Raw genomic sequence first — 19,270 nt, forward strand, 5'->3', positions numbered from 1 at the left:
CTCACTCCGACGCCAAAGCCAATTGTGCCCACAGTCCGGCGCTATGCACGACACGCGATGGCCGCCGATGGTTGCACACACTTCCGGCCGACTCAGCGGCCAAGACGACCGCGGACCATGCCGACCAGCGAATTCAGTTCTTCGATCCTCATCTTGCGGGCTGCCACATAGAAGACTCCGAGCAGCGCCACACTGCCCACGACCAGCGCCGCGATCGAGCCGAGTACACCGTGGCCCAGTGCTTGCGTGACCGCGTACCCGATCCCACCGCCGACGACCGTCGCCGGAAGTGCCGCGAGGCAGAGCCGGGCGTAGGTACGGACGACGTGCGCGCCGTCCAGGTCGCCGCCGAGCCGGTTGCGCAGCCGCCGCCAGGCCACACCGACGCCGATCGCGTACGCGATGCCGTAGGAGAGCGCCATGCCGACGACGGCCCACTGAGCGGGCAGGATCAGGTAGCAGATGCCCGCTGCGGCGGCGTTGACCGCGGCGACGATGACCGTGTTGTAGAAGGGCGTGCGGGTGTCCTCGTACGCGTAGAAACCGCGCAGCACGACGTACTGCACGGAGTACGGAATGAGGCCGATGCCGAACGCCATGAGGATGTAGCCCATGGACTGGGCGGCCTCGGTGCCGCTGGAGCCGAAGAGCAGGGTGCACATCGGGACGCCGAGCGCCACGAACATGAACGAGATCGGGACGATCGCCACGGCCGAGGTGCGCAGGCCGGAGGAGATGTCGTCGCGAACCGCGCCCGGGTCGCCGTCGTGGGCGGAGCGCGAGATGCGCGGCAGCAGGGCGGCCATGACGGAGACGGTGATGATCGCCTGCGGCATGCCCCAGATCAGCTGGGCGTTCGAGTAGCCCATGATGCCGGTGCCGTCGACCCCGGACGCCTTGCCTGCCGCGGTGGCGAGCTGGGTGACGACCACGACGCCCGCCTGGTTGGCGAGGACGAACAGGACGGTCCACTTGGCGAGCTTCACGGCCTTGCCGAGGCCGTGGCCCTTCCAGTCGAAGCGCAGGCGGAAGCTGAAGCCGGTCTCGCGCAGGTACGGGATCATCGCGAGGGACTGCACGACGAGGCCGAGCAGGGTCCCGATACCGAGGAGGCGGATGCCCTCGTCCGGGATGGTCGTGACGCCCATCTGCGATTCGGCCGCGGTCCCGTAGACCCAGATGAACAGGCCGAACGTGCAGATCATGACGATGTTGTTGAGGACCGGGGTCCACATCATCGCGCCGAACTTCCCGCGGGCGTTCAGGATCTGGCCCATCACCACGTGGATGCCCATGAAGAAGATCGTGGGCAGGCAGTAGCGGGCGAGAGCGACACCGACGCTGTTCGCGTCCGGGTCGTTGGCCACCGGGTTCGACATCAGGTGGATCAGTAGTGGCGCCGCGAGGACGACGAGCGCCGTGATGGCGGCGAGCGCCACCATGACCAGCGTGAGGAGGCGGTTGGCGAAGGCCTCGCCGCCGTCCTCGTCGTCCTTCATGGCGCGCACGAGTTGCGGTACGAACACCGAGTTCAGGCCGCCGCCGACGGTGAGGATGTAGATCATCGTCGGCAGTGTGTACGCGACGGTCCAGGTGTCACCGAGCAGTCCGGCGCCCAGCGCCGCGGTGATCACCATGGTGCGTACGAAGCCGGTGAGGCGGGAGACGAGCGTGCCCGCCGCCATCACCGCGCTCGACTTCATGATGTTGGAGGCGCGGCCGCCCTTCTTCGCCGCGGGCGCCGGTGCGGGGGTGGCGGCCGGTGGCGGCGGGGGCTGCGGAGGACCGAGCTGCGTGGTCGGGTTGTCGACGGGCTCGGCCGGCGGGCGGCCCCCGCTGTGGCCGGGCTGCTGGTCGCGGTACAGGTGCGCGAAGGCGTCCGGTTCGTGGCTCTCCTCCGCGGAGTGCGTCACCAGGTCGTCGACGCCCACGAACTGCGTCGTACGGGCGTCGTCGCCGTACGGCAGATGCTGTGTGGGGCCCGCCGGCTCCGGCGCGGGCGTCTGCGCCCACACGCGGGGGTCGGGCTGGTACTGCTGCGCGGACGGCGGCGCGTACAACGGCTGCTGTGCCTGCTGGGTGCCCGGAGGCGGCGGAGGGTGTGCGGCGCGGTCGTACAGCGCCTCGGTCACCGGGTCCTGGGCGGTCAGGTCGTGCGCCCGGTACGGATCCTGTTCGTACGCGTCCTGAAGGTACGCGTCCTGCGGATACGCGTCGGGAGCAGGCTGCGGCGGCGGCACCTGCCCCTCGGGCTGCGGTGAACCGGCGTACGGCCGGCCATCGCCCGAGGCAGAGCCGCCCGAGCCGTGGCCACGCTCACCGTCGTACGGCGCGTTCATGGTTACCCCACCTCATCGTCCCCGGCCCAGCGGCCCCGACATCGCTCAACGGTCCACTCTCTCACCCGTGCCCGACGGGGCCGTGCTTTCCGAAGCGGTGTCAGCCGTCGGGTCACTCGGCTGCTGCGGAACGTCTGCCCGGGCGTCGTCGGCCTGGTCGCCGTCCGGCTCGTCGTCCTTGTCGTCGTCGGCGGCCGCGGTGTCGCCCTCAGGGGCGTCCTCGTCGGGCTGCGCGGCGACGGCACGCTTGCGCTGCTGGTACATCCGGTATCCGGCGAGGACGAGCAGCAGGACACCGCCGGCGATGACGAGCATCACGGTCGGAGTGACCTCGGTGACGTCGACCTTGAAGGCGAGCGGTTCGCCGTAGGGCTCACCGTCCTGGGTGTACAGCTGGGCGTGCACCCAGATCGGGCCCGTTGCCTTGGCCGTGGTCGTGAACTTCACGGACTGGCTGTGCCCGCTGGCGATCTTGACTTCCTGGTTCTGGAAGTTGTCGCCGCCGATCTTGAGGCGGGTGCCGTTGCCCGAGGTGAGGCGCAGCGTCAGATGATCGACGTCCTGCCACAGGTTGTTCTGCACCGACACCGGGATCGTCGCGCTGCGCCCGGACAGCTTCACCTCGGACTTGTCGATCAGCGCCACCTGTTCGGTGAGGCCCGACAAGTACGAGGAGATGCCATCGCGGAAGTTCCCCGAAGTTCCCGAGTCCGCACGCCACGACGTGGACATCTCCCGGTCCATCGCGCGGCCGAAAGGCGTCACCACGCGGGACTGATCGGTGAGGACGACCCTGAAGTTCTCGAGATCGCGCTGAGTCGCCTGGATCTGGTCGAAGGCCGACTGCGGCAGTTCCTGCTTGCGCAGCGACGAGGGGTACGCGTGCGGGACACGCGTGGTGGCGGCGGGGTCGGGCTTCGCCTTCGCGGCGGCCGACAAGGTCTGGGGCTGCGACCAGGTGCCGTCCTGCAGCGCGTGCAGCGCCTTGGCCATGGTCTGGGCCTGGCTCGCGGTGGGCATGCGCTGCGGGGCCACGACGACGCTGCGCTGCTTGTGCGTCTGCATGTTCAGCATCAGGGACTGAGCGAGGAACTTCTGCACCGCGAGCGTGGAGTTCTCTGCGCCCGTCATGTCGCCCTGGAAAGCGGTCGAAAGCCGACCGTCGGCGACCACGGCCGAGGCGCCGCCGCCGATCGGACGGGCGGCGGACGGCGTGTATGCCAGCCCTGACGTCTCCGGGAAGTGGTCGCTGCGCGCGATGATCTTGTCGGCTCCCGCGGACGTGGCGACCTTGACGATGTCCCGGTCGACGGCGCCTTCCGCGGGCCATGCGTACGACGTGTCCGGCTTGGTGTGCAGGATCGTCTGCACGGTCAGGGTGGCGGCGTCCGTGGCGTCCTTGAGGTGGGCCAGGGAGCCGGTGACCTTCGTGCCGGTGTGGGCGAGCGACGCGAGGTCGGGGTCGGCGAACGGAAGCGTGACCACCTTCTGGCCCTGTACGGCGGTCTCCAGGTCGCTCAGCCACTGCTTGGCGTCCGCCTGGTTCCTGCCCGCCCTGAGCTTTCCGTCGGGGCCCTTGACCTTGTACGGCTCCGTCATGGCGTCGACCGACGCCAGCAGGTCGGGGTCGATCACCCATGTCACGTCGAGCTCGCTGCCGAGGGCCAGCATCTGCTGGAGGCGGCCGCCCGGACCGATCTGCTTCGCCAGGTCGTTGTCGTCGAAGACCGGCGTCTGCTGTTCGTTCGCGCCCGTCTCGGCAGTGAGATGGGAATCAGAGATCAGCGGCCACAGGGCCGTCGTCCTCGTGCTCGTGTCCGCGTCGCTCGGCTGCCAGGGCAGGAAGGTCCGCTGGATGCCGAGCGTCTGCTGGTACGGCTGCGCAGCGGTCTGTCCCATCAGGGCGACGCTGAGCTGGTAGACGCCGTCGGCGCCGAGGTGCAGCTCCTTGACGGGGACGGACAGCGTGAAGTCCTGCGCGACGCCGGGCGCCAGCTTGGAGAACTTCTTGCCGTACTTGCGGGAGATCTCGCTGCCGTCCGCGGCGCCGCCCGTGCCGTTCTTGGCGGCCTCGTCGACGGCGGTGCGGCCGCTGTAGGACGTGCCGACCCGCAGGCCCACGTGGGCGCCTGTGACCGCCTGCTTGCCCTTGTTCGTCACTGTGCCGCCGACTGTCACGGTGTCGCCGTCCGTCGGTGCGCTGGGCGAGAGGGAGTTCACGGCCACCTCGACCGTGCTGGTCCCTGTCGCGCTCGAGGCAGCGGTGGCCGGGGTGGCGGCGCCGGCCGGGGCCGCGGCAGGCAACAGCGGCAGCGACGCCAGGAGCGGCGCGGCCGCGAGCAGGGCCCCGGTGCGCCGCAGCAGTCGCCGTGCAGGTGAGGGACTCACCGTTGGGAAGTCTGCCGCCTCGGCCACGTGGTCGTCCGTCCCTCGTCCTCGTCGGTGGTCGCAGATGTGTCCACGCATGGTAACGAGGAGCGCTGTGGCTGAGTGCCACGGTCTGCCCGGCATGATCGTGGGGGCAAGAGTAGGGGGCCGCCGGTGTGCTCCTGTCGCGGGCCCGGCAAACGGTTTCGGCCCGTGCCGTTCCGGCCACGTACCCTGTCCTGTTGTGCCGAACGCCAATGAAGACACCCCCAGCACCCTGAGCCAGGTGCAGCACCGCGCGGTCAGCGAGCTGCTGCGGGTCTCGCCTGTCGCAGACGACCTCGCCCGCCGTTTCCAGGAGGCCGGGTTCTCTCTTGCCCTGGTCGGTGGTTCGGTGCGGGACGCACTGCTCGGCCGGCTCGGCAACGACCTGGACTTCACCACTGATGCCCGCCCCGAGGACGTATTGAAGATCGTTCGTCCATGGGCCGACGCGGTGTGGGAGGTCGGGATCGCGTTCGGCACCGTCGGTTGCCAGAAGGACGGTTACCTGGTCGAGGTCACGACCTACCGCTCGGAGGCGTACGACCGCACCTCCCGCAAGCCCGAGGTGTCGTACGGCGACTCCATTGAAGAGGACCTGGTCCGCCGGGACTTCACCGTCAACGCGATGGCTGTGGCGCTTCCCGAGAAGGAGTTCATCGATCCGCACGGCGGGATCAGGGACCTGTCCGAGTGGGTGCTGCACACGCCCGGCACCCCGGAGGACTCCTTCTCCGACGACCCGCTGCGGATGATGCGGGCCGCCCGCTTCGCGGCTCAGCTCGACTTCGAAGTCGCTCCTGAGGTCGTCGCGGCCATGAAGGCCATGGCGGGCCGCATCGAGATCGTCTCAGCGGAGCGAGTGCGTGACGAGCTCAACAAGCTGATCCTCTCCGCGCACCCGCGCAAGGGCCTGACGCTGCTCGTCGAGACGGGCCTGGCTGATTCCGTACTGCCCGAGCTGCCCGCTTTGCGTCTGGAGCGTGATGAGCACCACAAGCACAAGGACGTCTACGACCACACGTTGATCGTGCTCGAGCAGGCGATGGCGTTGGAGACCGAAGGCCCCGATCTGACGCTGCGCCTCGCCGCGCTGCTCCACGACATCGGGAAGCCGCGCACTCGTCGCTTCGAGAAGGACGGTCGCGTCTCGTTCCACCACCACGAGGTGGTCGGCGCCAAGATGACCAAGAAGCGTATGACCGCGCTCAAGTACTCCAATGAACTGGTGAAGGACGTCTCGCGCCTCGTCGAGCTGCACCTGCGCTTCCACGGCTACGGCACCGGCGAGTGGACGGATTCCGCTGTACGTCGGTATGTACGGGATGCGGGGCCGCTCCTCGGCCGGCTGCACAAGCTGACCCGTTCCGACTGCACGACGCGCAACAAGCGGAAGGCCAACGCGCTTTCGCGTGCGTACGACGGCTTGGAGGAGCGCATCGAGCGGCTTCAGGAGCAGGAGGAGCTGGACTCGATCCGGCCGGATCTCGACGGTAACCAGATCATGGAGATCCTCGGCGTCAGCCCGGGCCCGGTGATCGGGCAGGCATACAAGTTCCTGCTGGAGCTGCGCCTCGAGAACGGGCCGATGGATGACGACGCGGCGGTGTCGGCGCTCAAGGAGTGGTGGGCCGACCGTTCTCAGGACTGAGATGTGCGGAACGGGTCGGGCTCTGTTTCACGTGAAACAGAGCCCGACCCGTATCTGGAGGGGCGATGTTTCACGTGAAACGCCGCCGCCCGCGCAGCGTCAGAGCGGTCGCTCCGTAGAGGACCGACACCAGGACCACGAGGGGGACCGAGCGGCCGTCCGGCGGCAGCATCAGCGCCGCCACTGCGGCCGCGCCGACGAAGGAGACGTTGACCAGCACGTCGTAGATGGAGAAGATCCGGCCGCGGAAACCGTCCTCGATGGAGGACTGCACGACCGTGTCGGTGGCGATCTTCGCGCCTTGCGTGGTCAGGCCCAGGACGAACGCAGCCACCACAATCGGCGCGGGTCTGAACGTGAGGCCCAGGGCGAGTTCCAGTACGGATGCGGTGCCGGCGCAGAGAACGATCCACCCGGCTGCGCCGAACCGACCCACGGCTGCCGGGGTGATGACCGCCGCGACGAAGAAGCCGGCCCCCGAGACGCCCATGGCGAGGCCGAGCAGGGCCAGGCCCTCGGACTCCGTGGACGACCACGCGTACCGGCACAGCATGAGCACCATGACGAGCAGGGCGCCGTAGCAGAACCGCATCACCGTCATCGCGGCGAGGGCACGCGCGGCGGGCGGACGCGATACAAGGTGCCGGACACCGGCGGCGAGATCCCGGGCGGTGCCGGTCACCGCGGCTCCCAGGCGTGGCTGGACCAACTCCGGGTCGGGGCCGAGGAGTTGTGCGTCCATGCGCAGTGAAGCGAGCGCGGCGCACAGGTAGAGCAGTGCCCCGATGAGCACCACCGCGGCATCCGAGTCGTCAGCGATCAGGCGCACGCCGAAGGCGAGGCCTCCGCCCAGCGTTGCCGCGAGCGTCCCCGCGGTGGGCGAGAGGGAGTTGGCCATGACGAGGCGATCCGCGTCCACGACACGGGGCAGTGCGGCCGAGAGCCCGGACAGAACGAAGCGGTTGACCGCGGTGACGCACAGGGCGGACGCGTAGAAGAGCCAGTCCGGGGTGTGGCTCAGCATGAAGGTGGCCGTCACGGAGGCGAGCAGTACCCGCAGCAGGTTGCCGTAGAGGAAAACCTGACGGCGCCGCCAACGGTCAAGGAGGACGCCCGCGAACGGTCCTACAAGGGAGTACGGGAGCAGCAGTACGGCCATGGCCGACGCGATCGCGGCGGGCGAGGTCTGCTTCTCCGGCGAGAACACCACGTAGGTGGCGAGTGCCACCTGATACACGCCGTCTGCGCCCTGGGAGAGCAGCCGCAACGTCAACAGACGCCGAAAATCGCGCAGGCGCAGAAGTACGCGCAGGTCACGGACGACAGACATGGGGCACAGCCTCACATATGAGGCGGGCCCCCGGCGCGCACGATATGTGCGATCCGGAGGCCTCAACAGCCTTCAGGCGGTGGGTGTTTCACGTGGAACACCCAGGCCGTCCTTCAGGACAAGGTCAGCGCTCGACCTCACCCTTGATGAACTTCTCGACGTTGTCGTAGGCCTCGTCGTCGAAGTACTGCACCGGCGGGGACTTCATGAAGTACGAAGACGCGGAGAGGATCGGGCCGCCGATGCCGCGGTCCTTGGCGATCTTCGCGGCGCGCAGGGCGTCGATGATGACGCCCGCGGAGTTCGGGGAGTCCCAGACCTCGAGCTTGTACTCCAGGTTCAGCGGGACCTCACCGAAGGCACGGCCCTCGAGACGGACGTACGCCCACTTGCGGTCGTCGAGCCACGCGACGTAGTCGGACGGGCCGATGTGGACGTTGTTCTCGCCCAGCTCGCGGTCGCGGATCTGAGAGGTGACGGCCTGCGTCTTCGAGATCTTCTTCGACTCGAGGCGGTCGCGCTCCAGCATGTTCTTGAAGTCCATGTTGCCACCGACGTTGAGCTGCATCGTGCGCTCGAGGCGGACACCGCGGTCTTCGAAGAGCTTCGCCATCACGCGGTGCGTGATGGTCGCGCCGACCTGCGACTTGATGTCGTCACCGACGATCGGGACACCGGCCTCGGTGAACTTGTCCGCCCACTCCTTGGTGCCGGCGATGAAAACCGGGAGGGCGTTGACGAACGCGACCTTGGCGTCGATGGCGCACTGGGCGTAGAACTTCGCCGCGTCGTCGGAGCCGACGGGCAGGTAGCAGACGAGAACGTCGACCTGCTTGTCCTTGAGGATCTGGACGATGTCGACCGGGGCCTCGGGGGACTCCTCGATCGTCTCGCGGTAGTAGCGGCCCAGGCCGTCGAGCGTGTGGCCACGCTGGACCTCGATGCCCTTGTTCGGCACGTCGGCGATCTTGATGGTGTTGTTCTCGGAGGCGCCGATGGCGTCCGAGAGGTCCAGGCCGACCTTCTTCGCGTCGACGTCGAACGCGGCGACGAACTCGACGTCACCGACGTGGTAGTCGCCGAACTGTACGTGCATCAGGCCCGGGACCTTGGTCTCCGGGTCGGCGTCCTTGTAGAACTCGACGCCCTGCACCAGCGAGGCGGCGCAGTTGCCCACGCCGACGATGGCTACGCGAACCGAACCCATTCCGGTTGCTCCCTGTGTGTACTCGGTGAAGCCCTGACCGGGCTTCACGTGGCGGTGTCGTCGGACGGATCCGGCCGGGTGCTGTCCCGATGCCGGGGCAGGCCGCCCGTCTCTCCAGATGTGTCCTGCTGAGCCGCTTCCCCCGGGCCGGAGCCTCGTTGGTCACGGCCCGCGCGCTCGCTCTCGATGAGCTCGTTCAGCCAGCGCACTTCGCGCTCCACGGACTCCATGCCGTGCCGCTGCAGCTCGAGCGTGTAGTCGTCCAAGCGCTCGCGGGTGCGGGCGAAGGAGATGCGCATCTTCTCGAGGCGCTCCTCCAGACGGCTGCGACGGCCCTCGAGGACGCGCATGCGCACGTCCCGCGACGTCTGCCCGAAAAAGGCGAAGCGCGCGGCGAAGTGCTCGTCCTCGTATGCATCGGGGCCGGTCTGTGAGAGCAGGTCCTCGAAGTGCTCCTTACCTTCTGCCGTCAACCGATAGACGATCTTGGCGCGACGCCCTGCGAGTGGAGCCGCGGGGGTGTCGTCGGGTCCTGAACCCGACTCCTCGATCAACCAGCCGTTGGCGACCAGCGTCTTGAGGCAGGGGTACAGCGTCCCGTAGCTGAAGGCTCGGAAGATTCCGAGTGAAGTGTTGAGTCGCTTGCGCAGCTCGTAGCCGTGCATCGGGGACTCGCGGAGCAGACCGAGTACGGCGAACTCGAGGATGCCGGAGCGTCGGCTCATCGTCGCCTCCTCTCTGCCGCGGGCCCTGTCTCGACTCTTTATGCCGAGCTGATGTATCGACTCGATACATCCCGACGATAGAACTGCTCTTCGGCTGCGGCAAGTGCGATCACGGTGAACGGCGTCACATCACCGATTCGTAGGAATCGAGTTGCCTGATTTGGGGTGAAGTTCGGCCCTAGGAGGGTTTTGACGGTGCGTAGTCTGTCCGCCATGCAGACCACCGGGAACCGAGTGACGCATGTGAGCGTCGTCGTCCCTGGTGTAGTGCGGGTGAGTGCCGAGAGGGGCGCATCCGTACTCCGGGGGGACCGGAAACCCGACGCCGTTTCCAGGCGCGCGACCTCGCGCCTGCCCGAGGAGTAGTCGTTCGATGAGCGAGCATCGTCGCAAACCGCCGCAGCCGCAGGGCGGTGGGCGCGCCGCGGCCCGTCGCGGAGCATCCGGAGCACCATCGGGCCGCCGCGCGGCACCGCGTGGAGGTTCCGCCTCGCCCGCCGCTTCCCATGACCCCCCGAGTTCCACGGGCCCGTACGGGAGCCCGGAGGAGGAACGCCCCTGGGGCGGACGCGCCGAAGCACGAAGGGCGGCCCAGCGCGGCGGTCGGCGCAGGTCAGCCGATGGCGCCGGAGGCGGTGGCCGCCGCGGTGGCGGCGGCCCCGGTGGTGGCGGTCCTGGCGGCCCGTACGGCGCCGGGCACGGCGGCCCGGAGAAGAAGAGGTTCGTCGATTACCCGCGCGCCTACAAGCACGGCTGGCGCCGCTGGGTGCCCTCCTGGCGCCTGGTGACCGGCATGTGCGTCGGCCTGTTCGGCAGCATGATGGTCGCGGCCGGCATCGCGTACGCGCTGGTGGGTGTGCCCGACCCGGCCAAGACGGCGACGGCGCAGAACAACGTCTACTACTGGTCCGACGGATCGCAGATGGTCGCCACCGGTGGCGAGACCAACCGGCAGATCATCAAGTACGAGGACATCCCGAAGTCCATGCGCTACGCCGTCATGTCGGCGGAGAACAAGACGTTCGAGACGGACAAGGGCGTCGACCCGATGGGTATCGCCCGTGCCGTGTTCAACATGGCCAAGGGCGGCGAGACGCAGGGCGGCTCGACCATCACCCAGCAGTACGTGAAGAACGCGATGCTGGACGACCAGTCCCAGACAGTGACCCGTAAGTTCAAGGAGCTGTTCGTCTCCATAAAGGTCGGTCGGACCGTCGACAAGGACGACGTCATGGCCGGCTATCTGAACTCGGCGTACTACGGGCGTGGTGCCTACGGCATCCAGGCCGCGGCCCGCACCTACTTCGGTGAGGACGCGACGAAGCTCAACGCGAGCCAGACCGCGTTCCTCGCGTCTGTGCTCAAGGGCTCGACGTACTACGACCCGGCGGGCTCACCCGGCATCGACCCGGTCAACGCGACGCCGGAGAAGAACCGTGAGCGCGCCACGAAACGGTGGTCGTGGATCCTCGGCGAAGAGGTCAAGGACGGGCGGCTGAGCCAGAGCCGGCGAGCCCAGTTCAAGAGCTTCCCCAAGTTGGCGAGCCCGCGCGCCAACGCGCAGCTCGGCGGCCAGACCGGCTATCTCGTCGACCTCGCCAAGTCGAACGCCGTCAAGAACAGCAACGGCAGGATCACCGAGGACGACCTGCAGAAGGGCGGCTACGAGATCCACACCACGTTCAACAAGAACAAGGTGAAGAAGCTCGAGAACGCCGTGAAGAAGGTTCGCAAGGAGAACCTTCAGAAGAACCGCAAGGTCAACGGGAAGTACGTGGACCGGCACGTCCAGTTCGGTGGTGCCTCCGTCAGCCCCAAGTCAGGTGCGATCGAGGCCATCTACGGCGGTGAGGACGCCACCAAGCACTTCACCAACAACGCCGATGTCACCGGCGCCCAGGTCGGCTCGACCTTCAAGCCCTTCGTTCTCGCGGCTGCCTTCAAGGACGGAGTCAGGGACCCGCAGGGGCCCGAGGTCCAGGACGCGAGCCAGCGCACGATCGTCTCCCCCAAGAGCCTGTACAGCGGCAAGAACGGGCTCAAGATCAAGGACTGGAAGGGGGACATCTGGACGAACGAGAAGGGCAAGCAGTGGAACCAGACCAACGACGGTAAGCAGTCGTACAACAAGCCGAGCTACCAGATCGATCTGCGCGAGGCCATGCGCGAGTCCGTGAACTCGGCCTACGTGCAGCTGGGCATGGATGTGGGTCTGGACAAGGTGCGCGGCGCCGCGAAGCGGGCCGGCATCCTGGACGACAGCTTCGCCGATTCCAACTACCCCTCGTTCTCCCTCGGTACGTCCGACCCGAGCGCGATCCGCATGGCGGGCGCCTATGGCACCTTCGCGACCAGTGGGCAGCAGAACGACCCGTACTCGGTGACGTCCGTCGACCGTGAGGGTGAGAACGTCTACCGGCACGAGGCCAAGCCGAAGCGCGCTTTCGACATGAAGGTCGCCGACAACGTGACCGACGTCCTCAAGACCGTCGTCGACAAGGGCACGGGTACGGCGGCGCGGATTCCGGGCCGCGACGTGGCCGGCAAGACCGGTACCACCGACGGCAACAAGTCGGCCTGGTTCGTGGGCTACACCAAGCAGCTGTCCACCGCGATCACGATGTACCGGATGGACGACAACGAGAAGTCCCAGAACCGCAAGTTCCTCGAGATGTACGGAACCGGTGGTCAGGAGAAGATCCACGGTGCGTCGTTCCCGTCCGAGATCTGGCACGACTACATGGTGCAGGCTCTGAAGGGCCAGCCGAACGAGCCGTTCCCGGCGCCGGAGCCCATCGGAGAGCTCGTGGGCGCGACCCCGAGTCCCACACCGACCCCGTCGGCCACGGCGACCCCGTCGGAGACTGCCTCGCCGTCCCCGTCGACCAGCGAGAGCACGTCGCCGTCCCCGTCGCCTTCGGAGACGTGCAGCGACTGGGACTGGGCCTGTAAGAACAACAACGGGGGCACTGGAGGCACGGACACCGGAGGCGCGACCGACGGCGGTGCATCGTCGTCGCCGAGCGACGGGAGTACCGACGACACCGGAGGCCCGGGCAATGGAAACGGCGGCGGCATCTTCGGAGGCCCCGACCAATAGCCGACCCGGCACCAACGCACCGTGTTTCACGTGAAACGCTGCGTGCTCCACGGCAAGCGAGGGCCGTCACACCCATCGGGTGTGGCGGCCCTCGCCCCGTTCTCAGCCTCGTACGGCAGGATGTGCCGCATGCCCAGTGCAGAGACGACGAGCGCGAATCCGCAGCAGCCGGAACGGGATCCGGAACCGGAGCAGGTACGGCCGACCAGAGAGGACGAGGTCGCGGCCGTCGGCAGTGGGTTCATCGGCGGACCCATGGGGCGACGGGCGCTGCTCGGGATCTCGTGGTGGACGCCCGCACGGGTGATCGCACTCGTCATGCTCGGCATGTTCGCGCTCGGCATGGTCCAGAAGTTCCCCTGCTACGACGGCGCCTGGTTCTACGGCACCAGCTCCCAGTACACGCACGCCTGTTACTCGGACATCCCGCACCTGTACCAGGGGCGCGGATTCGCCGATGGCCTCGTGCCGTACTTCGACAAGCTCTCCGGCGACATGGACTACCTCGAATACCCGGTGCTCACCGGTGTGTTCATGGAGGTCGCCGCGTGGCTGACGCCGGGCAGCGGCTCCATCCAGCACCAGGAGCAGGTGTACTGGATGGTCAACGCCGGGATACTGATGATCTGCGCTGCGGTGATCGCCGTGTGCGTCACCCGCACCCATCGCAGGCGCCCCTGGGACGCCCTGCTGGTCGCCCTGGCGCCCGCCTTCGCACTGACAGCCACCATCAACTGGGACCTCTTCGCGGTGGCGCTCACGGCGGCCGCGATGCTGATGTGGTCGCGGGGCAGGGCGTTCGCCTTCGGTGTGCTGCTCGGCCTTGCGACGGCCGCCAAGCTGTACCCGGTGCTGCTGCTCGGGCCGCTCTTCGTGCTGTGCTGGCGGGCCGGCCGGTGGCGGGAGTTCGGCAGGGCGACCCTTGGCGCCGCCGTCGCGTGGCTGGCCGTGAACCTGCCGGTGATGATGCTGGCACCCGAGGGCTGGTCGAAGTTCTACACGTTCAGCCAGGAGCGCGGAGTCGACTTCGGCTCCTTCTGGCTGATCATCTCCCAGCACCGGGACACACCACTCGACACCAACGTCGTCAACACCCTGGCCACGACGCTGATGGTGCTCGCCTGCCTGGGCGTCGCGGCGCTGACGCTCACCGCACCCCGGCGGCCGCGCTTCTCACAGCTCGCGTTCCTGGTGGTCGCGGCCTTCATCCTCACCAACAAGGTCTACTCGCCGCAGTACGTCCTGTGGCTGATCCCGCTCGCCGCGCTCGCGCGCCCCAAGTGGCGGGACTTCCTGGTCTGGCAGGCGTGCGAGGTGGCGTACTTCCTGGGGATCTGGCTGTACCTCGCGTACACGACGAGCGGGGACAAGCATCAGGGGCTGCCCGAGGACGGCTACCAACTGGTCGTCGCGGCACATCTGTTGGGCACGCTCTACCTCTGCGCGGTCATTGTGCGGGACATCTGGCTGCCCGAGCGGGACGTGGTGCGCCGCTCCGGTGAGGACGACCCCACGGGCGGTGTGCTGGACGGCGCCAAGGACGTCTTCGTGCTGGGGCAGGCGGCTCGTCCGCGGCGCCACCGGCACGCCGCCCGTACCGCGGAAGAGCCGGCGGCGGTCGACTGGGGCCGGGCACCGGGGGGTTCGCTCTGAGCGAACGCCCTCGTGAGAGGCAACGAAAAGCGGGTCGGGCACCTCATGGGCGCCCGACCCGCTTTCGTATGTCCTACGCAGACCCGGCACGCCCTACAGAGAGGCGTGCCCAGTGATCAGCGGTCCACGAGCCGGTCGAACTGCGTGGTGGTGTGCCGAAGATGGGCCACCAGTTCCTCGCCGACCTGCGGCTCGGGGGCGTCGGACGGCACGAACAGGATCGACACCTGCATATGCGGCGGTTCGGCGAACCAGCGCTGCTTGCCCGCCCAGACGAACGGCGCCAGGTTCCGGTTCACCGTCGCCAGACCGGCCCGCGCGACGCCCTTGGCGCGCGGCATGACGCCGTGCACGGCCTTCGGGGCCTCCAGGCCCACACCGTGCGACGTACCGCCCGCCACGACCACCAGCCAGCCGTCGGAGGGGGCCTTCTGCTGGCGGTACCCGAACCGGTCGCCCTTCGTCACGCGCGTGACGTCCAGGACGGCGCCGCGGTACTCGGTCGCCTCGTGGTCGCCCAGCCACAGCCGCGTACCGATGCGCGCGCGGAATTGCGTCTGAGGGAACTGCTGCTGCAGACGCGCAAGTTCGTCGGCCTTCAAGTGGCTGACGAACATGGTGTGCAGCGGAAGGCGGGCCGCGCGCAGCCGGTCCATCCAGCCGATGACCTCCTCGACGGCGTCCGTGCCGTCGGTGCGGTCGAGCGGCAGGTGGATCGCGAAGCCCTCGAGGCGCACGTCCTGTATGGCGTGCGCGAGCTGCGGCAGGTCCTGCTCGGTGACGCCGTGCCGCTTCATCGAGGACATGACCTCGATGACGACGCGGGCGCCGACGAGGCCGTGCACGCCGTCGACGGAGGAGACGGAGCGGATGACGCGGTCGGGCAGCGGAACAGGCTCCTCGCCGCGCCGGAACGGCGTCAGGACCAGCAGGTCGGCGCTGAACCAGTCCTTGATCCGGGCGGCCTCGTACGTGGTGCCGACGGCAAGGACGTCGGTACCGAAACGCGTCGCCTCCTCCGCCAGCCGTTCGTGGCCGAAGCCGTAACCGTTGCCCTTGCAGACGGGGACGAGACCCGGGAACTGCTCGAGCACCTGCTTGTGGTGTGCCCGCCAGCGCGCGGTGTCGACGTAGAGCGTGAGCGCCATGGCCGGTCCCGGAACCTTTCCGTGGGGAGTACGTAGCTACGTGAATTGTGCCGGGCGCTCAGCGCCGCGACATGTAGATGTCGAGCGCCTTGTGCAGCAGCTTGTTGAGCGGGAAGTCCCACTCGCCCAGGTATTCGGCGGCCTGTCCGCCCGTACCGACCTTGAACTGGATCAGGCCGAAGAGGTGATCGGTCTCGTCCAGCGAGTCGGAGATGCCGCGCAGGTCGTAGACGGTGGCGCCGAGCGCGTAGGAGTCGCGCAGCATCCGCCACTGCATGGCATTGGACGGGCGCACCTCGCGGCCGATGTTGTCGGAGGCGCCGTAGGAGTACCAGACGTGCCCGCCCACGACGAGCATCGTGGCCGCTGCGAGGTTCACGCCGTTGTGCCGCGCGAAGTAGAGCCGCATCCGGTTGGGGTCCTCGGTGTTGAGGGCCGTCCACATGCGCTGGAAATACGACAGCGGGCGCGGCCGGAAGTGGTCGCGGGTGGCCGTGATCTCGTACAGGCGCTGCCACTCGGCGAGGTCCTGGTAGCCGCCCTGGACGACCTCGACGCCGGCCTTCTCGGCCTTCTTGATGTTGCGCCGCCACAGCTGGTTGAACTGCTTGTGGACCTCTTCGAGGGAGCGGTTCGCGAGCGGCACCTGGAAGACATAGCGCGGCTGTACGTCGCCGAACCCGGCGCCGCCGTCCTCGCCCTGCTGCCAGCCCATGCGGCGGAGCTTGTCGGCGACCTCGAAGGCGCGCGGCTCGATGTGGTCCGCCTCGATGTCGCGCAGGCGCTTCACATCGGCGTCCTGGATGCCCTTCTTGATGGAGGGCGCGTCCCAGCGGCGAATGATGACGGGCGGGCCCATCTTCACGGAGAAGGCGCCCTGCTGCTTCAGATGCGCGAGCATCGGGCGCAGCCACTCTTCGAGGTTCGGGGCGTACCAGTTGATGACCGGGCCCTCGGGCAGGTACGCGAGGTAACGCTTGATCTTGGGGAGCTGGCGGTACAGCACCAGGCCCGCACCGACCATCTCGCCGGTGCGCTCGTCGAACCAGCCCAGGTGCTCGGAGCGCCACTCCGCCTTCACGTCTGCCCATGCGGGGACCTGCATGTGGCTGGCCGACGGCAGGCTCTGGATGTACGCCAGATGCTGCTCTCGGCTGATGGTCCTCAGGGTCAGGCTCATTCGGGGCGCTCCTCGGGCTGGTGTGTCCCCATGGGTACAGGGGCTCCGGCTCTCGCGCCGAAGCCTACTGCGCCCTGTGAGCGCCCCGACCGGCCGTATGGGAGGTCGGTGGTGAAGGCGGCCCTGCGGCAGCTTCCGAGGGGGCCGCTGGGGTCCTCCTCAGCCGAGGACCCCGCCGAAGAGGCCGCCGTGGGCCATGCCGATGAAGAAGCCGACGGCCGACGCCCCCAGGCCCAGGATCAGCCCGAAGCGTTCACGGGTCGTCTCGGAGACGAACTGGCCGTAGGCCCCGGCCAGGATGCCGACGATCCCCGCCCAGGAGCTGAGGAGATGAAGCCCGGGCCAGATCGACGTGATGATCGCGATCGCTCCGAGTACCACGGTCACCCCGAGCAGGGTGTCCGGCAGCGGGTGGGGCTTGCCGTCCGTGGCGAAAAGGGATGAGGAAGCGGTGCTGTTCGGACGCATTACTTGTGCCATGGGGCACCTCCTGCGGAAGCGGCGCACTGTAGCGCCGTACACACCCGATGTGTACAGATTGCGGTCATCGACTGCCGGATTTCAACCGGAAGCAGAGGTGCGGGTAGTCTGTACGGTCTGCACCGGTGTCTGTTCACGCCCCCGACCAGGGGCTCACCCCACTGATCAGCTCGGATCCGCCTGTCGGACCCGATTGTCAGTGGTGGCCGATACCGTTGCTCACGCATAACAACCCTCCTGCCACGGAACGACCGTGGCCGCTGAGTCCAAAGGAGGTGGGTTCCACATGCGTCACTACGAGGTGATGGTCATCCTCGACCCCGATCTGGAGGAGCGCGCTGTCGCCCCCCTGATCGAGAACTTCATGTCTGTTGTCCGTGAGGGCGACGGCAAGGTGGAGAAGGTCGACACCTGGGGCCGTCGTCGGCTCTCGTACGAGATCAAGAAGAAGCCCGAGGGCATCTACTCGGTCATCGACCTGCAGGCCGAGCCTGCGGTCGTCAAGGAGCTCGACCGCCAGATGAACCTGAACGAGTCGGTCCTCCGGACCAAGGTCCTCCGTCCCGAGACCCACTGAACTTCCTAGTTCAGCGGTACTCGGGATCCGAGTAGCAGCAAGCAGCCAGCAGCAAACCCGCCGAGAGGTTCCCCCATGGCAGGCGAGACCGTTATCACCGTCGTCGGAAACCTGACCGACGACCCCGAGCTGCGCTTCACCCCGTCCGGTGCGGCCGTCGCGAACTTCACGATCGCGTCGACGCCCCGGACGTTCGACCGCCAGACCAATGAGTGGAAGGACGGCGATGCGCTGTTCCTCCGCGCGTCGATCTGGCGTCAGGCCGCGGAGAACGTCGCCGAGTCGCTGACGCGCGGCATGCGCGTCGTCGCTCAGGGACGCCTGCGGCAGCGTTCGTACGAGACCCAGCAGGGCGAGAAGCGGACGGTCGTGGAGCTCGAGGTCGACGAGATCGGCCCCTCGCTGCGCTACGCCACCGCCAAGGTCACCAAGACCCCCGGTCGTGGCGGCCAGGGTGGCGGCGGCGGATTCGGCGGCGGCCAGCAGGGCGGCGGCGGTGGCGGCTGGGGCGGCGGCCCTGGCGGTCAGCAGGGCGGTCAGGGAGGTGGCCAGGGCGGAGCCCCGGCCAACGACCCCTGGGCGACCGGTGCGCCGGCCGGCGGCGGCCAGCAGGGCGGCGGCGGTGGCGGCTGGGGCGGAAGCTCCGGCGGCTCCGGCGGCGGCTACTCGGACGAGCCCCCCTTCTAGGGATCACTCCCTGACAGGGCTGGGTTCGCACCCCACACTTCTTGATCACACAGGAGAAACACCATGGCGAAGCCGCCTGTGCGCAAGCCTAAGAAGAAGGTCTGCGCATTCTGCAAGGACAAGGTCACGTACGTGGACTACAAGGACACGAACATGCTGCGGAAGTTCATTTCCGACCGCGGCAAGATCCGTGCCCGCCGCGTGACCGGCAACTGCACGCAGCACCAGCGTGACGTCGCCACGGCCGTCAAGAACAGCCGTGAGATGGCGCTGCTGCCCTACACGTCCACCGCGCGATAAGGAAAGGGTGACCGAAACATGAAGATCATCCTGACCCACGAGGTCTCTGGCCTCGGTACCGCCGGCGAGGTCGTCGACGTCAAGGACGGGTACGCCCGTAACTACCTGATCCCGCGGAAGTTTGCGATCCGCTGGACCAAGGGTGGCGAGCAGGACGTGGCGCAGATCCGCCGCGCCCGCAAGATCCACGAGATCGCCACCATCGAGCAGGCCAACGAGATCAAGGCCAAGCTCGAGGGCACCTCGGTCCGTCTGGCCGTCCGCTCCGGCGACGCCGGCCGTCTCTTCGGTTCCGTCACCCCGGCTGACGTCGCTTCGGCGATCGAGGCTGCCGGTGGCCCGAAGGTCGACAAGCGTCGTGTCGAGCTGGGCTCGCCGATCAAGTCGCTCGGTGGCCACGAGGCCTCCGTGCGCCTGCACCCCGAGGTTGCCGCCAAGGTCAACATCGAGGTTGTCTCTGCCTGAGCTCTGCATTGAGCAGCGC

General features: G+C 68.0%; 15 protein-coding genes. 7 read left to right on the forward strand and 8 right to left on the reverse strand.

Translation table 11 applies throughout. The features are described 5' to 3' along the window. Positions 1–92: 92 nt before the first annotated feature. Positions 93–2,339: a murein biosynthesis integral membrane protein MurJ gene (gene murJ, locus ACIRHA_RS19805; protein ID WP_403847195.1), complete on the reverse strand. Its 2,247-nt coding sequence runs from the start codon at positions 2,337–2,339 to the stop codon at positions 93–95. Positions 2,340–2,384: 45 nt separating this feature from the next. After that, complete coding sequence (locus tag ACIRHA_RS19810) at positions 2,385–4,754, reverse strand: DUF6049 family protein (RefSeq protein WP_403847198.1); 2,370 nt, start codon at positions 4,752–4,754, stop codon at positions 2,385–2,387. Positions 4,755–4,950: 196 nt separating this feature from the next. Between ACIRHA_RS19810 and ACIRHA_RS19815 the strand changes: the two genes are divergently transcribed. Continuing rightward, complete coding sequence (locus ACIRHA_RS19815) at positions 4,951–6,399, forward strand: CCA tRNA nucleotidyltransferase (RefSeq protein ID WP_403847200.1); 1,449 nt, start codon at positions 4,951–4,953, stop codon at positions 6,397–6,399. Positions 6,400–6,469: 70 nt separating this feature from the next. Here the strand turns inward: ACIRHA_RS19815 and ACIRHA_RS19820 are convergent, their stop codons facing one another. From ACIRHA_RS19820 to ACIRHA_RS19830, 3 genes are all read right to left on the reverse strand, one after another. Beyond that, positions 6,470–7,729, reverse strand: a complete 1,260-nt coding sequence (locus ACIRHA_RS19820; protein ID WP_403847202.1) for an MFS transporter — start codon at positions 7,727–7,729, stop codon at positions 6,470–6,472. Positions 7,730–7,853: 124 nt separating this feature from the next. Next, complete coding sequence (locus ACIRHA_RS19825) at positions 7,854–8,936, reverse strand: inositol-3-phosphate synthase (RefSeq protein WP_403847205.1); 1,083 nt, start codon at positions 8,934–8,936, stop codon at positions 7,854–7,856. Positions 8,937–8,980: 44 nt separating this feature from the next. Further along, positions 8,981–9,661: a helix-turn-helix transcriptional regulator gene (locus ACIRHA_RS19830; protein ID WP_403847207.1), complete on the reverse strand. Its 681-nt coding sequence runs from the start codon at positions 9,659–9,661 to the stop codon at positions 8,981–8,983. Between the two features lie 373 nt (positions 9,662–10,034). Here ACIRHA_RS19830 and ACIRHA_RS19835 point away from each other — a divergent pair, with 373 nt between their 5' ends. Together ACIRHA_RS19835 and ACIRHA_RS19840 are read left to right on the forward strand one after the other, a co-directional pair. Continuing rightward, positions 10,035–12,761 (forward strand): transglycosylase domain-containing protein, encoded by a 2,727-nt coding sequence (locus ACIRHA_RS19835; RefSeq protein WP_403847209.1) that lies wholly within the window; start codon positions 10,035–10,037, stop codon positions 12,759–12,761. A 129-nt stretch (positions 12,762–12,890) separates the two neighbouring features. Beyond that, positions 12,891–14,414: a glycosyltransferase family 87 protein gene (locus tag ACIRHA_RS19840; RefSeq protein ID WP_403847212.1), complete on the forward strand. Its 1,524-nt coding sequence runs from the start codon at positions 12,891–12,893 to the stop codon at positions 14,412–14,414. A 116-nt stretch (positions 14,415–14,530) separates the two neighbouring features. Here the strand turns inward: ACIRHA_RS19840 and ACIRHA_RS19845 are convergent, their stop codons facing one another. The 3 genes from ACIRHA_RS19845 to ACIRHA_RS19855 all read right to left on the reverse strand — a co-directional run bounded on the left by ACIRHA_RS19845 (position 14,531) and on the right by ACIRHA_RS19855 (position 17,222). Beyond that, a complete protein-coding gene (locus ACIRHA_RS19845; protein WP_403847214.1) occupies positions 14,531–15,562 on the reverse strand; it encodes an alanine racemase in 1,032 nt (343 codons plus the stop codon). Positions 15,563–15,620: 58 nt separating this feature from the next. Continuing rightward, entirely contained in the window at positions 15,621–16,742 is a 1,122-nt protein-coding gene (gene femX / locus ACIRHA_RS19850; RefSeq protein ID WP_403847216.1) for a peptidoglycan bridge formation glycyltransferase FemX, read from the reverse strand. A gap of 159 nt (positions 16,743–16,901) precedes the next feature. After that, on the reverse strand, positions 16,902–17,222 hold the full coding sequence (locus tag ACIRHA_RS19855; protein ID WP_403847219.1) for a hypothetical protein: 321 nt from the start codon (positions 17,220–17,222) through the stop codon (positions 16,902–16,904). A 286-nt stretch (positions 17,223–17,508) separates the two neighbouring features. On the opposite strand from ACIRHA_RS19855, the gene rpsF reads away from it, so the two are divergent. The 4 genes from rpsF (at position 17,509) to rplI (ending at position 19,251) form a co-directional block, all read left to right on the forward strand. Next, complete coding sequence (gene rpsF, locus ACIRHA_RS19860) at positions 17,509–17,799, forward strand: 30S ribosomal protein S6 (protein ID WP_326018524.1); 291 nt, start codon at positions 17,509–17,511, stop codon at positions 17,797–17,799. A gap of 75 nt (positions 17,800–17,874) precedes the next feature. Next, a complete protein-coding gene (locus ACIRHA_RS19865) occupies positions 17,875–18,486 on the forward strand; it encodes a single-stranded DNA-binding protein (RefSeq protein ID WP_266712018.1) in 612 nt (203 codons plus the stop codon). A 63-nt stretch (positions 18,487–18,549) separates the two neighbouring features. Beyond that, positions 18,550–18,786, forward strand: a complete 237-nt coding sequence (rpsR, locus tag ACIRHA_RS19870; RefSeq protein WP_003949403.1) for a 30S ribosomal protein S18 — start codon at positions 18,550–18,552, stop codon at positions 18,784–18,786. A gap of 18 nt (positions 18,787–18,804) precedes the next feature. Next, positions 18,805–19,251, forward strand: coding sequence for a 50S ribosomal protein L9 (gene rplI, locus ACIRHA_RS19875; protein ID WP_266712020.1), 447 nt, complete (start codon positions 18,805–18,807; stop codon positions 19,249–19,251). Positions 19,252–19,270 lie beyond the last annotated feature (19 nt).

The sequence above is a fragment of the Streptomyces sp. NPDC102360 genome, from assembly GCF_044766085.1.
Taxonomy (GTDB): domain Bacteria; phylum Actinomycetota; class Actinomycetes; order Streptomycetales; family Streptomycetaceae; genus Streptomyces.

Bases quoted from the DNA above. Each gene is read 5' to 3' on its own strand.
- murJ (WP_403847195.1), bottom strand. From the start codon at position 2,339: ATGAACGCGCCGTACGACGGTGAGCGTGGCCACGGCTCGGGCGGCTCT.
- ACIRHA_RS19820 (WP_403847202.1), bottom strand. From the start codon at position 7,729: ATGTCTGTCGTCCGTGACCTGCGCGTACTTCTGCGCCTGCGCGATTTT.
- ACIRHA_RS19825 (WP_403847205.1), bottom strand. From the start codon at position 8,936: ATGGGTTCGGTTCGCGTAGCCATCGTCGGCGTGGGCAACTGCGCCGCC.
- ACIRHA_RS19830 (WP_403847207.1), bottom strand. From the start codon at position 9,661: ATGAGCCGACGCTCCGGCATCCTCGAGTTCGCCGTACTCGGTCTGCTC.
- ACIRHA_RS19835 (WP_403847209.1), top strand. From the start codon at position 10,035: ATGAGCGAGCATCGTCGCAAACCGCCGCAGCCGCAGGGCGGTGGGCGC.
- ACIRHA_RS19840 (WP_403847212.1), top strand. From the start codon at position 12,891: ATGCCCAGTGCAGAGACGACGAGCGCGAATCCGCAGCAGCCGGAACGG.
- ACIRHA_RS19845 (WP_403847214.1), bottom strand. From the start codon at position 15,562: ATGGCGCTCACGCTCTACGTCGACACCGCGCGCTGGCGGGCACACCAC.
- femX (WP_403847216.1), bottom strand. From the start codon at position 16,742: ATGAGCCTGACCCTGAGGACCATCAGCCGAGAGCAGCATCTGGCGTAC.
- ACIRHA_RS19855 (WP_403847219.1), bottom strand. From the start codon at position 17,222: ATGGCACAAGTAATGCGTCCGAACAGCACCGCTTCCTCATCCCTTTTC.
- rpsF (WP_326018524.1), top strand. From the start codon at position 17,509: ATGCGTCACTACGAGGTGATGGTCATCCTCGACCCCGATCTGGAGGAG.
- ACIRHA_RS19865 (WP_266712018.1), top strand. From the start codon at position 17,875: ATGGCAGGCGAGACCGTTATCACCGTCGTCGGAAACCTGACCGACGAC.
- rpsR (WP_003949403.1), top strand. From the start codon at position 18,550: ATGGCGAAGCCGCCTGTGCGCAAGCCTAAGAAGAAGGTCTGCGCATTC.
- rplI (WP_266712020.1), top strand. From the start codon at position 18,805: ATGAAGATCATCCTGACCCACGAGGTCTCTGGCCTCGGTACCGCCGGC.